Source organism: Candidatus Chlorohelix sp. (assembly GCF_037138995.1).
Classification (GTDB): Bacteria; Chloroflexota; Chloroflexia; order Chloroheliales; family Chloroheliaceae; genus Chlorohelix.
Window position 1 is genome coordinate 60,975 of the sequence record NZ_JBAXHI010000012.1, and the last position, 15,028, is coordinate 76,002.

General features: G+C 44.3%; 10 protein-coding genes. 8 read left to right on the forward strand and 2 right to left on the reverse strand.

The annotated features are described in order from the left end of the window. Positions 1–64: 64 nt before the first annotated feature. The 3 genes from WCK19_RS07850 to WCK19_RS07860 all read left to right on the forward strand — a co-directional run bounded on the left by WCK19_RS07850 (position 65) and on the right by WCK19_RS07860 (position 5,537). On the forward strand, positions 65–835 hold the full coding sequence (locus tag WCK19_RS07850) for a ParA family protein (RefSeq protein ID WP_342396822.1): 771 nt from the start codon (positions 65–67) through the stop codon (positions 833–835). A 1-nt stretch (position 836) separates the two neighbouring features. After that, a complete protein-coding gene (locus WCK19_RS07855; RefSeq protein ID WP_342396823.1) occupies positions 837–1,592 on the forward strand; it encodes a ParB/RepB/Spo0J family partition protein in 756 nt (251 codons plus the stop codon). A 1,182-nt stretch (positions 1,593–2,774) separates the two neighbouring features. Next, the gene (locus tag WCK19_RS07860; protein WP_342396824.1) at positions 2,775–5,537 is read left to right on the forward strand and encodes a cation-translocating P-type ATPase; all 2,763 of its coding nucleotides are present in this window, start codon (positions 2,775–2,777) and stop codon (positions 5,535–5,537) included. On the opposite strand, the gene clpB is transcribed toward WCK19_RS07860, so the two are convergent. Further along, positions 5,534–8,206: an ATP-dependent chaperone ClpB gene (clpB, locus tag WCK19_RS07865; protein ID WP_342396825.1), complete on the reverse strand. Its 2,673-nt coding sequence runs from the start codon at positions 8,204–8,206 to the stop codon at positions 5,534–5,536. The genes WCK19_RS07860 and clpB overlap by 4 nt on opposite strands. A 239-nt stretch (positions 8,207–8,445) precedes the next feature. On the opposite strand from clpB, the gene WCK19_RS07870 reads away from it, so the two are divergent. The 3 genes from WCK19_RS07870 to WCK19_RS07880 all read left to right on the forward strand — a co-directional run bounded on the left by WCK19_RS07870 (position 8,446) and on the right by WCK19_RS07880 (position 10,134). After that, the gene (locus WCK19_RS07870; RefSeq protein ID WP_342396826.1) at positions 8,446–8,754 is read left to right on the forward strand and encodes a hypothetical protein; all 309 of its coding nucleotides are present in this window, start codon (positions 8,446–8,448) and stop codon (positions 8,752–8,754) included. Positions 8,755–8,826: 72 nt separating this feature from the next. After that, positions 8,827–9,291, forward strand: coding sequence for a DUF1186 domain-containing protein (locus WCK19_RS07875; protein ID WP_342396827.1), 465 nt, complete (start codon positions 8,827–8,829; stop codon positions 9,289–9,291). Positions 9,292–9,729: 438 nt separating this feature from the next. Continuing rightward, positions 9,730–10,134, forward strand: a complete 405-nt coding sequence (locus WCK19_RS07880; protein WP_342396828.1) for an acyltransferase — start codon at positions 9,730–9,732, stop codon at positions 10,132–10,134. Positions 10,135–10,274: 140 nt separating this feature from the next. On the opposite strand, the gene WCK19_RS07885 is transcribed toward WCK19_RS07880, so the two are convergent. Beyond that, positions 10,275–10,727 (reverse strand): NUDIX domain-containing protein, encoded by a 453-nt coding sequence (locus tag WCK19_RS07885; RefSeq protein WP_342396829.1) that lies wholly within the window; start codon positions 10,725–10,727, stop codon positions 10,275–10,277. Between the two features lie 299 nt (positions 10,728–11,026). Between WCK19_RS07885 and WCK19_RS07890 the strand changes: the two genes are divergently transcribed. Both WCK19_RS07890 and WCK19_RS07895 read left to right on the forward strand, forming a co-directional pair. Then, a complete protein-coding gene (locus WCK19_RS07890; RefSeq protein ID WP_342396830.1) occupies positions 11,027–11,692 on the forward strand; it encodes a TetR/AcrR family transcriptional regulator in 666 nt (221 codons plus the stop codon). 33 nt (positions 11,693–11,725) lie between these two features. Further along, a complete protein-coding gene (locus WCK19_RS07895) occupies positions 11,726–14,860 on the forward strand; it encodes an efflux RND transporter permease subunit (protein WP_342396831.1) in 3,135 nt (1,044 codons plus the stop codon). The last annotated feature ends 168 nt before the right edge of the window (positions 14,861–15,028 follow it).

Genomic DNA, 15,028 nt, shown 5'->3' on the forward strand with positions numbered 1-15,028 from the left:
GCAGGGTATAGCCCGAATTATGGGTACAGGTAGAAAATAGTCTCCACTTAATAAAAGGAGTTTTATGATTAAGATAGCTTTTGGGTTACAGAAAGGAGGGGTTGGTAAGACTACCAGCACCATTTCTACCGGCTACGCATTGGCGAAACTGGGTAAGCGGGTGCTTCTGGTTGATTCCGACCCACAGGCTAACCTAACCTCTTCCTGTTTGCTTGACCCTCGATCTTTCAAACTTAATATTTATGATCTGTTTAAAAAAGGCTCATTGAAAACGTCAAATGCCATCGTCAAAACCCAATGGGACTTTGATCTAATTCCTTCCAGTATAGTGCTTGCTTCTACTGAGGTTGAACTGGTGTCTGCTTTTCAGAGGGAGCAAGTGCTGGCAGAAAAGTTTCAGGAACTGGAAGGGCTTGGCTATGATTACGTTCTTACTGATAGCCCACCCTCATTGGGTTTGCTTACTGTAAATGTGCTGGCTGCTTCTGACAGGGTTGTAATGCCCGTTCAGTGCCAGTTGCTCTCAATTATGGGTCTGCAAGCTTTTATAGATGTTGTGGAGTTAGTACAGAAAATTAACCGTACTTTGCGGATTAGCGGGGTTTTGCTAACTATGTATGATCCGCGCACCGGTGTTTCACGTGAAGTGGAAAATAATGTACGTGAGATATTGGGAGATCTAGTATTTGATACTCGGATAGGAAATTTCACAGCTCTTTCCAATATACCTAGGCGTGGTCCAATCCAAGTTTGGGAACCAAAACACCCGGCTAGTCAGCAGTATAATGCATTTGCCGAAGAGCTTATAAATCGTTTGGAGCAGGAGAATCATTGAAGTGTCAAAGAAAAATACTACTGGTACAGATTTTTTTGCCAATCTCAGAGCACGCGCTGGAGATATACAGAAACTCACTGATAGCTCTGACTTGAAAGAAACTGAAGAACTTGAAATGCTTCGGCTGGAATTAATCTTGCCAAACCCTGATCAACCTCGTAAGATTCCTGCGCCTCTCGAAGATGAACAACTGGTGGCTGATGTAAGGGAGCGTGGAATCCTGCAACCCATAATAGTAAGACCTTCGCCAGAGCAACCCGGCAAATATTTGCTAGTAGCGGGCAATCGGCGGGTTGGCGCTGCCGGACAAGCCGGTTTGTCTCACATTCCGGCAATAGTCAGAGATTATACTGAAAAAGAGGCTCGTACTGTTGCAGCTATCGAAAATTTGCAACGACAAGATCTCGATCCATTGGATGAAGCCCGCTATTTCAGGTTTTTGGGAGTAGAATATAATCTTTCAAACCGAGATATTGCCAAGCTCGTTAATAAGAGTCCCAGCTATGTCGATCAACGTATGCGAATGCTAGAAACGCGCGTAAAAAATACGCATTTGTTACAGAAAGCACAAACCGAAGTAGAAGAGAAAACCATTTGGAAATATCGCCCTCGTGATTGGCAGAAATTTTATCAAACTTTGGAGGCTCTCGGAAAAGGTTATAGCGTTGCTCCTATCGAGGAAAAAAAGAAGTTGCGTCAGGAAATTAAGGCTCTAAGGGAGCATCTGGACGCTCTGGAAAAAGAAATGAAGGATTAACACTCCAGACTATAATGCTATTTCACTTTCGCTAACGGAATAGCCAGCCTTTCGCACAGATACCGCTGGCTAATTACCTATACCGGGCATAAGATTTGAGGTAATTGTTCATCCCCATTGTTACCAGAGCTTATTTAAATTGCTTATGCTTAGCATGACAAACTTCGTGAGTGGTTACGGTTTAGGAAAATGTCGGTATGGATAGACCCATTTATGCCACCGCTGTACTTTTTCGACCATTATCTGGTGAAAGCCCTTTATTCCAACATTCTTTTTAAAGCTTCAATATCATTTATGTGTACGGATTCTTTATGGAAGTCGATAATACCATCATCGCGTAGCTTGCAGAATTCCCTAGATAAAGTTGGACGTGAAACATTCAAAAAGTCAGCCAGTTCTCCGCGTTTCAGAGGCATAAATGTGTAATTGCCGCTTTTCCTATATAGCTCAAGCAGATACTTACTAATTTTCCCTTTGATGCTTTTAACCACAAAATAATCCACTTTTCGATTTGTAACTGGGTACGATCTGCACGACTTAAAGCAACTGCTTGAGGATACCCAAGGAAAAGGCATCAATAATATATACCCACAGTGAGATGCTACCCTGAACTGAAGAAGTACAGCCATCTGAAGGGCAACTTTGCCACTGGTTGGCAAAACCCACAGAAAGAATTTGTCAGGATACTATCTCCCATTCTTTACACCCAAACTGCATAATGCCGCCCCAAACCTCCTACAGTGACAGGCTATTTACTACTTCAGTAGTTACATATCCCAATATAAACCATTGACGTTCTAAACGTACTGGTAGAAAAGTTTGATCTAAAACCGACTAGTACCCCCCAAGCTGACCTTGCTGCTATATTGGGCTAAGCGCATAGTTGACACCTATGCAACTAACAGCCTGCTAGTCTCTCAGAATATCTAGTTTGATTTCCATTGACATCATCTAAAATTAGGGCTAATATGAAGTTGAGAGAAAGTAATTTTATCTCACCTGTAATGGGGAGTAACCGCCCGCCGGTACGGGCTAGATAGTCGTCAAGACGGAGTATATCTCCCGGCTATCTGGAAGCACCTTTCGTAAGGTACTAACGGTGAGACCATCACGGCTTATTAGCATGTGATGGTTTTTTCTTTTTCAGGTAGTATAACCTGAATTAGAAAGGAGTATAAGTAAATGCCAACTCAAGTAATAACCTCACCTTCAACCTCTTCTGGCAATTCAATTCCTTGGCACACTCTTGAGCAGAAAGATTTACTTGCTCATTTCGAAGTGAATCCTGAAATCGGTTTTTCTCAGGTAAGGGTTGACCAACTTCTGATTGACTATGGCGCTAATGAATTGCTGGATAAGGGGGTTAAACCCCCACTAAAAATTTTCTGGGAACAACTTACGGCTGTAATGGTATTAATCCTGCTGGCAGCCGCCGCGCTTTCCTTATTTCTAAGCAAATTTCTTGAAGCCGGTTCTATCTTAGCAATAGTTATTTTGTTTACCATTTTAGGTTTTGTACAGGAGTATCGTGCTGCAAAAGCTATTGCGGCTCTTAAAAAGCTGGCTGTTCCGGCAGTAAGGGTTTTTCGTGATGGAAAGTTAGTTGAAATAAGCGCAAGGTTTCTTGTGCCGGGCGATATTATTCTTCTTGAAACTGGCAATATTCTTCCTGCCGATTGCAGAATTATAGAAAGCTTTAACCTAAGAATTCAGGAATCCGCCCTTACCGGAGAATCAGAACCGGTAGAAAAAAAAGTCCAGCAGCTTGCAAATGCCGATTTGCCTCTGGCTGATCGCTTCAATATGGGGTACATGGGAACGTTGGTAACTTATGGTCGCGGCAAGGCGCTGGTAGTTGAGACCGGGATGCGTACCGAGCTTGGCAAGATTGCTTCGCTTATCCAGAGCGTCAAAGATGAGTTAACACCCCTTCAACAAAAACTGGATAAAGTTGGTAAACAATTGGCGCTTGGTGGGGTTGTGGTGGCGCTGCTAATTATGGTATTGGGCTTGTTGACCGGAGAAGAGCTTACCAAAATGTTGCTTACTGCAATCGGCGTAGCGGTGGCGGTGATTCCAGAAGGTTTACCGGCGGTTGTAACCATAACACTAGCGCTGGGGGCGCAGCGTATGCTCAAACGTAATGCCCTGATTCGCAAGTTACCTGCCGTTGAGACGCTAGGTTCTGTGACGGTTATTTGCTCGGATAAGACCGGCACACTTACCGAGAACCGGATGGTAGTACAGGTAATTGATGTTGCCGGGCATCGTCTTGAAGCAACAAAGCAAGCTGTCGCTTTACAGCAACCCATTGGGGTAACAATGTTGCTGGAGGCTGTAACCCTGTGTAATGATGCGTATCTCCAGACCGATGAAAATTCGGGAAATCCTGAGATTATCGGCGACCCTACCGAAGGGGCGCTATTATTGGTGGCTTTACATGGGGGGATTTCCAGCGATACATTGCTGGATTCTATGCCTCGAATCGGTGAATTACCCTTTGATTCTAGTCGCAAGCGTATGACTACCGTTCATCATTGTCCCGACAAGCTTTTGCCGGAAGAAGTGTTAAAGGTTTGGAAAAGTAGCCCTCAAAATCGCTACCTTGCTTTTACCAAAGGCGCGTTGGATTATCTGCTGGAGATATCCAGCTATGTATGGCTTGATGCTACGGTCAAGCCGATGGATTTCGATATACGTAGGCGAATACAAATTGCCGGTGATGGGCTATCTGCCAGCGGTATGAGGGTTCTGGGCGTAGCTTACCGTCATATTAATCATACTGATATTAAGGAAGAAGACGAATCCGGGTTAATATTTATCGGGTTAGTTGGAATGATTGACCCTCCACGTGCGGAAGTTCGCGAAGCCGTTACACGCTGTAAAACTGCCGGAATCCTTCCGGTTATGATTACCGGCGACCACCCGCTTACTGCCAGTTATATTGCGCGAGATTTGGGTATTACTACTGAAACCACCGTACTGACAGGCGATGAATTATCCAGAATGAGCGAGCAGCAATTGAATGAGGCAGTTGAGAATGTATCGGTTTTTGCGCGGGTTGCGCCTGAACATAAGCTTAGAATTGTGCAAGCGTTGCGAAATAAAGGGCATATCGTAGCCATGACCGGAGATGGGGTAAATGATGCTCCTGCTTTGAAAAAAGCTGATATTGGCGTAGCAATGGGTATTACCGGAACCGATGTCGCTAAAGAAGCCTCTGATATGGTACTCCGGGATGATAATTTTGCCACAATCGTTGCGGCGGTGGAAGAAGGACGGGTTATCTATGATAATCTGCGCCGCTTTGTAATGTTTTCGGTGGCGGGTAATATCGGCAAAGTGGCAGTAATGATGCTCTGGCCCCTACCGTTTGCGTTATCCGGTTTGAAAGTAGAGACAACGGTGGCATTATTACCTTTGCAACTGCTCTGGCTAAATTTGATGACGGATGGCTTGCTGGGACTGAGCATGGGCATGGAAAAAGCGGAAAAAAATGTTATGAACCGACCCCCTAATTCACCGGATAGCGGTATTTTCAGTGGGGGTATGGGTTTACGGGTGAGTTGGATTGGCGTGGTGATTGGGCTAATCGCTTTGATAGTGGGTGTGGTTTATAATATGCTAGGGCTAAAACAATGGCAGAGTATGATTTTTACTACGCTTGCTTTCTTGCAAATATTTCAGGCTTTGGCTACCCGTTCAAATTACGATTCACTTTTCAGAATCGGAATTTTCAGCAACCGGGTAATGTGCTATATCATTGGTATTATGGCGGTTTTGCAGGTTGCGGCAATTTATACCCCCATATCGCTTTTTCTAGGGCTTAAAGAACTTTCGCCGCTCGATTTCCTGCTTAGTGTTGTATTGAGCGCAATATTACTCATAATAATTGAGTTTGTTAAACTATTCAAACGACGACGCGCTGGAGTAATTCCCGGCTAATAGTCGTCATCGTCATAGTAGGACTGTGCCGGGTTGATTTCACTGATTGCCCCTTCGCGGCGGCATAGGAAAGTTAGCCCGGCATTTTCTTTTCGGTCAACTATAATCTGGTCGTTTTCAATAAATTGACCGTCCAGCATCATCAATGCCAATGGGTCTAGCAATAACCGCTGAATTGCGCGTTTCAATGGACGCGCCCCATATACCGGAGCATAGCCTTGCTCTACCAAATATTCTTTCGCCAGAATGGTTAATTCTATTTCGATATGCTTATCGAGTAACCGCTTGCGTACTGTTATTAACTGCAATTCTACAATCTGACCAATTTGGCGGCGTGTAAGCGATTTGAAGATAATGGTTTCATCTACCCGATTCAGAAATTCGGGGCGGAACTGTCCCTGCAAAGCCTGTGTTACCAGTGAGCGCATTTCCTCAGCCTGCCCCGGTTGCAAATCAATAATATATTGGCTACCGATGTTTGAAGTCATAATAATAACGGTATTCTTGAAATCTACCGTGCGACCTTGCCCATCGGTGAGTCGCCCGTCATCAAGAATCTGGAGTAGCACGTTAAAAACATCAGGGTGCGCCTTTTCAATTTCATCGAGTAACACCACGCTATAGGGTCTGCGTCGTACCGCTTCGGTAATCTGTCCCCCTTCATCGTAACCGACATATCCGGGAGGTGCGCCGATTAGCCGCGAGACGCTGTGCTTTTCCATATACTCGCTCATATCAATGCGTATCATTGCCTTTTCATCATCGAAAAGATATTCGGCAAGGGCGCGGGCGAGTTCGGTTTTACCCACTCCGGTAGGTCCAAGGAAAATAAAGCTGCCTAACGGACGATTGGGGTCTTGCAACCCGGCGCGGGCGCGACGAATTGAATTTGAGATAGCCCGTACTGCTTCGCGCTGTCCTATTACTCGGTCATGCAAGCGTTCTTCCATGTGTACCAGCTTTTGCATCTCGCTTTCCATCAAGCGGCTTACCGGTACTCCCGTCCAACGCGAAACCACTTCGGCAATATCTTCTTCATCCACCTCTTCTTTTAGGAGCATGCCTTGTTTTTGCAATTCTTCCAGCTTTTCTTCCTTGCCTTTAAGCTCATTTTCCAACTGTACTAATTGCCCGTATCTAAGTTGCGCCGCTCGTTCATAATCCGCCCCGCGCTCAGCTTTTTCCGCTTCAAGACGCACGGTTTCCAACTGTTCTTTAAGGCTGCTTACCGCTACAATTTGCCCTTTTTCTTGTTGCCAACGCGCCCGCATGCCTCCGGCGGTTTCTTTCTGATCGGCAAGCTCTCTTTCAATGTTATCGAGACGTTCTTTGCTGGCTGCATCCTTTTCTTTACGCAGAGCTTCCCGCTCGATTTCAAGTTGCGTGATACGGCGTTCTATTTCATCAAGTTCCACCGGCATACTATCAATCTCGATGCGTATTTTAGAGGCGGCTTCGTCCACCAAATCAATTGCCTTGTCGGGCAGGAAACGATCGGTTATGTAGCGATTGCTTAACATAGCTGCCGCCACCAGCGCCGAATCCTTTATTCGTACCTTATGATGAACCTCGTAACGTTCTTTCAAGCCCCGCAAGATGCTTATCGTATCCTCTACGCCCGGTTCGCCTACCAACACTGGCTGAAAGCGCCTTTCCAAAGCAGCATCTTTCTCAATATGCTTACGGTATTCATCCAGCGTAGTTGCCCCAATGCAATGCAATTCACCTCTTGCCAGCATCGGTTTGAGCATATTTCCGGCATCCATTGCGCCTTCGGCTTTTCCTGCGCCTACCACTGTATGCAGTTCATCAATGAACGCAATGATGCGTCCAGCTGCCTCCTGAATTTCTTTTAGCACTGCCTTTAGTCGCTCTTCAAATTCGCCCCGGTATTTTGCACCCGCCAGCATTGAGCTTAAATCAAGGGAAACAATACGTTTGTTTTTCAATCCTTCCGGCACATCACCTCGCACAATTCGCAAAGCCATACCTTCTACAATCGCGGTTTTACCGACTCCCGGTTCTCCGATTAACACCGGATTATTTTTGCTTCGGCGAGATAGCACCTGTATTACACGCCTAATCTCAACATCACGTCCGATAACCGGGTCGAGTTTTCCACGCCGCGCCAATTCGGTAAGATCGCGCCCGTATTTTTCAAGCGATTGGTATTTTCCTTCAGGATTGGCATCTGTCACTCTTTGATTCCCCCTTATCGCTGCCAGCGTTTCATAGATACGCTCACTCGTTACATTAAAAGATTTTAGAATCTGATAGGCGGTGCGCCCTGAATTATAGAAGCCCTTGTCAGATTGTTGATTAACCAAAGCTAAAAGCAAATGTTCGGTGCTGGTGTAGTCATCTTTCATTCTTCTGGCTTCATCAGCCGCTATCTCAAGAACTTTTCTAAGGTGTGCAGATGCGAGAATCTGGCTGTTAGCATTATAAACCTTTGGTAATTGCTCTAAAAGGGCGTTTATTTCATTTGTTAAAGCATTAATATCAACCGCAAGTTGGCGCATTATTTCTGGTACCACTCCCGCCGGTTGTTGCAAAAGCGCCAGCAAAAGATGTTCAGGTTGGATTTCGCTATTGTGGTAGTTTTGCGCTATGCCCTGCGCTTCTATAACCGCATCTTTAGATTTCTGGGTAAATTTATCTGTATCCATTCATAATCTCTTTCTGCATTGCCTTGAATTCAGGTACATTGTAGATGATACTACGGCTGTTTTACCATTGCCAATCCAATAGTAAGGCGGAAGCCAAAATTCGTAGCAATCGCTCTTTGTCAATGTACTGCTCTAGCCAGAAGTTAAAGCAAATTTGTTATAACATATTTATCTGATAAAATATTCCTGCACTAAAGTAACAAATTAAGTTATCGATTATTTGGAGAAAGGATATTTTGATGGAAAGTTGGAATTATGCGCCACCGCTAGATAAGCTGTTGGACATAAGCCTTGACATAGATCAAAAATTTGAAGACTGGGCTGATTACGTTGGTATGCTCAACCTTACTCAAGAACATATCCCAGAACTAATTAGGATGGCAACTGACAAGAAATTACGTTTCAGTGATGCGGAAGATGAAAGCTATGCTGGTCCAGTTCACGCTTGGCGGGCGTTGGGACAGTTAAGAGCGCAGGAAGCGGCACAGCCCTTGACCGCTAATTTTAGCTGGAATAATGACGATTGGGTAACAGAAGAACTCTTCTAAGTTTATGGCTTGCTTGGTGAAGAAGCGCTTCCTGTATTAGTTTCTTATATAAAGGATACTACTCAGGATGCTTTGTATAAAGGTTTGGCTGTTGAAGGGTTGCTTGAAATTACTCGCCAGCACCCTGACGTTGTCTCCACCATTACTGAAAATCTGATTGAGTTGCTGCAACCCTATAAAAATAATGACTCTCTCGTCAACGCCTATCTGATATCTGCTTTGGCTGAGTTAAAAGCGGAAACCTCCTTGTCGCTAATAGAAGCAGCTTTCGATGCTAAATTGGTGGATTTGAGCTATATAGGCAGAGATTATATACAATACAAATTCGGTCTTATATCCGAAGAAGAATATAATGAACGTATAAAGCTGGACAATCCATTTATTCGTGCGCTATTTGGGGAGCAAGCTTTATCTACCGGGCAAATTCAGGCTTCAACCATGCTAAGTGAGAAACCAAAGCAACATAAGGATAAAGCCAAAGTTAAAGCTAAGCGTAAGATTGCTAAGGAGTCGCGTAAAAAGAACCGCCGCAAGTAACTACAGCTTATTTTTAAGCAATGTTTATCAAGGATGTTTCTAAATCTTGAAATAAGCTCGCATTGAAGGTGCGGTTATATTACATTATTTGTAACTACTCAGCTTGTCCGAAAAGGGGTGCAGGGAAAACTTCTAGCCAGAGGTAGGGGTGAGTAGTTACCATTATTTTGATTGACATGACATAGGCATACATATATGATGAGAAAATCAAAGGGTTATGACTCATCAATAATAATTTTTCAATTTCGTTTCACTTGGAGTTTGTAGTAAATGTTAAAAAAATTAACAATGTACGCAAAGGCATTTCGGTATTGCGTACACTTACGATATAGTCTGGCTAACTTTATTTGCTTCTTTTTACCTAAATTCTTTAGTGGCTTAATCAGAGCAAAAACTTATCGAATTGCCGGTTTTGATATTGGAAAAGGTTCTTTTATTATGGGCAACGTTGAATTGCTAAGTGGAAGCCCTGATTTCTACAGGAATCTTAAAGTTGGCTCCAATACTCTGATTAGCACCAATGTAACCATCAATCTGGATGCTAAGGTAGTTATAGAAGATTTCGTTACTTTGAGTCCGTTTGTTCGCATTTACACCGGGAGTCATAATGTAGGTAACTCGGAACATCGTTGCAACAAGCCAGTCAATAAACCGGTTATTATTGGGCGAGGTAGCTGGATTGCCCTAGGAGCAACTATATTGCCCGGTGTTACTATCGGACGAGGTAGCGTTGTTGCTGCCGGTTCTGTGGTTACTAAAGATGTTCCCCCTAATAGCTTTGTAACCGGAGTACCCGCCGAAGTAAAAAGGATTCTTCCAAGTGGTTTACCTGTCCAAATTTAAGCGTTGCTGTGCCAAACTTAGTAATCACTTTGAACATTTCTTCAAATTTTAGCCCGATTCTCCGCCCGGAATTTGACCTTCTAGGCTTAAATATCTTGCAAAAATCTCATCATAAAAGTGAGCTTATTGCCAAGACGACATCAGGCTGCTTTTCGGTAAGCATCCAGTGCAATTTGATAGATTTCGCCTTCGCATTCGTAACTTAATAAACGAGGCGAGGGCAAATCCTGAAAGAGTTTTACTTCCATTATTTCATAAAAATCATGATGGGAGTTCAAATGAATCACTTCAGCATAAAATAAGGCAATTTTCAAAGAACGGTAAATATTCCGCTCTAACCATAACACTTGTACAAATTCAAGGCTGGTGAATTCTGCTCCGGTTTCTTCCACCAGTTCGCGCCCAGCAGCGCTATAAACCGATTCGCCCCATTCTACTCCACCACCGGGAAATTCCCATCCACGCCAGCGGTTGCGGCACAGAACTATTTTATCTCCGAGAAAAGGTACTATTATTACTGCCTGTATATGCTCTCCGGCTTGTTGCGCTTCTTCAGGAGAAGCATAGGGCAAAACTTTTTTAATCTTCATCATTCTTTTTAATTTATTCTCTCGTTTTGCTACCGTATAGAAAAGAAGTTTAGAAAAGAGAGGTGATTGCCAATGCTGGACAAGCACTTTCAATATAGTGCCATAAAAGCCGGAATGCTGCAATTCTTTGAGAAAGCCTCCATAAAGTGTTAATAGAGATGATTAGTGGGGGCTAGTAATTTCTTGATTGCTCCGCTATTGACAATTTTATACTCACACACTATTATATGACTTATCAGTCATAAATTATTCAACGAGATTTATCTCGCCTTGTTGGTTTCAAATCGTTTTGAAGGTCAAGGATGGCAGAAATAAGCACACAAAAAATCGGTACAGGTTCACTTTCTTTGAAGGAACGCCAACGTCAGGAAAGGCTTGAGCTTATTTTGCAAGCCACCGAAACAGCCTTGCTCGAAAAGGGCTATCACGAGATGTCCCTCGATGAAATTGCAGCGCAGGTTGGCATTGCTAAAGCTACCATTTACCTTCATTTTCCTAGCAAAGAAGAACTGGTTATTTCTCTCTTGAAGCGTAAATTAGAAGATTCCTTGCGTGATTTGGAGCAGGTAGCTGCTCAACCGCTATCTGCTAGAGCGCGTATGGAACAAATATTAATTCTCTTTTATAAGGGCAAGAAAAAAGAGCATGGGCAGTTGGTTTTTGCGCTTTTCACGGGAACTAATCTTCGCAAAGAAGTTGTCGAAAAACAACTCTCTTTATGCGATCACATGAATCAAGTTATAAGCCTTATCGGTAAGTTGCTAGATGACGGTAAAAGCTCAGGGGAAATAAACCCGACCATCCCGACCGGGTTGCTTCAATTTGCTTTTATGGCGTTTATAGCACGTCCCGGTATGGAACTTCCTTTCGAGCAGCAATTCCAATCACCGGAAGAATATGCCACTCAGGTATTAGATATATTGTTCAAAGGCATTGGTAATCCCGACCAAATTTTAAACAGAAATTAAATCTGGCGACATCGCCTAATATTGGAGGAAAAATTGACAGCCCTAACAAATTGGGTACTCAAACGAAAATCTGCCACAATTCTAATCACCCTTATAGTTTTACTATTTGGGATTTTCTCTCTCACTCAGCTAAAAAGTGAGCTATTACCTAATATTGATTTACCATATCTAACTATTACTACTGTTTACGCCGGAGCAGCCCCGGCTGATGTGTTAGAGCAGGTCTCCAAACCCATTGAACAGGTAGTAGGTTCGACCCAACATATTAAATCGGTGCGTTCTACTTCTACCGAGAGTTTTTCCATTGTTATTGCCGAATTTGAGTTTGGCACTAATCTAAAGGATATACAGCAGACTTTAAATACCCAGTTCCGTACCCTATCACTACCCACCGACTTGCGCGGGCAAACTCTCCAACCTACTGTCAGTGAATTAAGTTTTGCCAGCCAACCGGTAGTTTATATGGGGGTAGAAGCCTTGAAAGGGCAGACTACCGAGGAACTAGGGTTGATTGCTAGAGGACAGCTTAAACCGGCAATTTCTGGTCTAACTGGCGTGTCGAGCGTACAAATTACCGGAGATGTACTTAAAGAAGTGCGTCTTACGGTAAAAGCTGATCAGCTCAAGCAGCGCGGGCTAACCCAGACCGATATTACTAACGCCCTAAAAGGGTTTAACGTTAGCTTTCCCGCCGGAACCGTAAGCCTAGAGCAGAAGGATGTCTCGATACGCACTACCTTCACCTTTGGCAGTTTAGATGATTTGAAGAATTTGGTTATTGCGCCCGCTGCTACCGCTACAACTGCAACATCTGCGAAGTTAAGTGATGTGGCGGACGTGGCTCTAGTAGATGCACCCAGCAGCAGTATCAGCCGCACCAATGGTAATCCGGGTCTATTGGTTCAGGTTTATAAGACCCAGAACGGCAATACGGTTGATGTGGTAGATGCAGTACAAAAAAAGGTGGATGAGCTTAATCAGAGCTTGAGTGGTAGTGTCAAAGTCAGTACCATTTATGAACAAGCCAGCGCTATTAAACAATCCATTGATGGTCTTGTGCGGGAAGGTTTACTGGGAGCTTTCTTTGCTATCCTTGTAATTTTTCTATTCCTTCGCAATGTGCGAAGCACTTTGGTCACAGCCATTTCTATTCCTACCTCAATCGTGGTGGCTTTGTTACTCTTGTGGACTCAAGCAATCACGCTTAACATTATGACCCTCGGCGCTCTTGCCATTGCGGTCGGTCGTGTGGTGGATGATGCGATTGTGGTGCTGGAAAATATCTTCCGCCATGTACAAGAGCGACCAAACGAACCTATCTCGGTAGCGGTTAAAACTGGTACGCGGGAAGTAACCAACGCTATCACCAGTTCCACCCTCACTACAGTAGCGGTTTTCTTGCCGTTAGGCTTTGTGGGTGGTATTACCGGGCAGTTCTTCCTGCCATTTGCCCTTACCGTGACCTTTGCTCTATTGGCTTCGCTGGTAGTGGCGTTGACAGTTGTCCCCGTTTTTGCCAGTTACTTCATTAATCATAAAGCAGTTGGCACGCATGACGAAAAGCAAGATACTTGGATTCAGAAAATTTATACCCCCGTTTTGCGTTGGTCACTCAAAAACCGCTGGAAAACTTTGTTAATCGCTTTCTTGCTGTTTATCACCGGTAACGTGCTGGTTACTCAGGTTCCGGTAGCGTTTATCGGCAGCAGCGGGGATAAACTGCTTAATGTTACGCTTTCAATGCCGCCCGGTTCTGACCAAGTTTCAACGCTTGCTAAGGTTGAGGAGTTGGAAAAGACGCTAAAAGCGGATAGTCGGGTAGAACTCACTGAATCCATCATTAGCGGCAAAAGTAGCTTTACTCGCGCCCAATCTGCTTTCTCAGGCGGCGGGGGAGATGCCACTTTCTTGTTAAGATTAAACAAGGATGCGAATCTAGATGCCGCTATTAAAGACATCCAGAATAAAATGAATCCCTTGAAACCCCAGAGTGGTAATATTAAAGTGGCTTCTTTGACCAGTTTCAGTAGCGGTTTCTCAATGGTAGTGCAAGGTCCTGACGAGGAGAGTGTTCGCAAAGGCAGCGATCTTGTGCTGAATAAAATCAAGGATATAAGCGAACTCACCAACCTTTCCAGCGATGTTTCGGCAGTAGTTCCCCAGATAGTGGTTAAGCCAAATGTTGCGGCAACATCAGGGCGGGTTAGCACCCAAACGCTGGGATACCTTCTCAGTAGTGCGCTTCAGCCTACCACCGTCACTTCTATCCGTTTTGATAACGGTACCGCAAATAATGTGGTGATATACCCGCCTGACCTAAATGGTCAGACTATTGACCAATGGCTTGAGAGTCTGAAAGCTATTCCGGCAGCCGGTAACTCAACCTTCGGGCAGATTGCTACGTTCACTCGTGTGGAAGCTCCCGTTAAAGCTACTCGTCTGGGTCAAAAACCGACTGCCAGCATTTCAGCCGCGTTAGTGGGCGATAATACTGGTGGTGTAACAAAGGAAGTGCAAAAACGGCTTAGTGACGTGACTTTACCTGCTGGTGTAACCTACACCCTAACCGGGGTGAGCCAGCAACAAGGCGATGCTTTTATCGGTTTGCTTGCTGCGATGGGCGTTGCGATTGCAACGGTTTACATTATTATGGTTATTGCTTTCGGTAGTCTGCTTGAACCTTTCGTTATTTTGTTCAGTTTGCCACTGGCTACCATTGGGGCTTTTACTGCGCTATTTATCACTCACCGCGCTTTGGGTCTCCCTGCAATGATTGGTCTCTTGATGCTAATCGGCATCGTGGTTACAAATGCCATTGTGTTGATTGACAAAGTAAACCAACTTCACCGAGACGGCAAGGAGAAAAATGAGGCACTAATCGAAGCAGGGCGCAATCGAGTACGCCCAATCCTAATGACTGCGGTTGCCACAATTTTAGCTCTTTTGCCACTGGCGTTGGGAATGAGCGAGGGTTCGATTATCGCCGCCGAATTAGGTACTGTAGTAATCGGTGGTCTTGTCACCTCAACCGCATTAACATTAGTGGTAGTCCCGGTAATCTACAGCTTGCTGATAGGTTTGAAAGACCGTCTGACAGGGCGTGGCAAAAAGGGTGAAAATATTGAGGAGGAACAAGAGCAGGTCTGGACAGTTTCTTCGACAATTTAAAGCGGCAAGCGCGAAAGTCTGATTGTTCTTAATTTCTTATAAGGAGTGGGTTTGCTAAAAATTAAGCCCACTCTTTATCTTTGATGGAAACCCTAGGCGTGGTTTTCTCAAGGGGACACTATTACAGGCTTTTGGTAATAAAACAAAGGTCTGGCGAACTCAAATAGC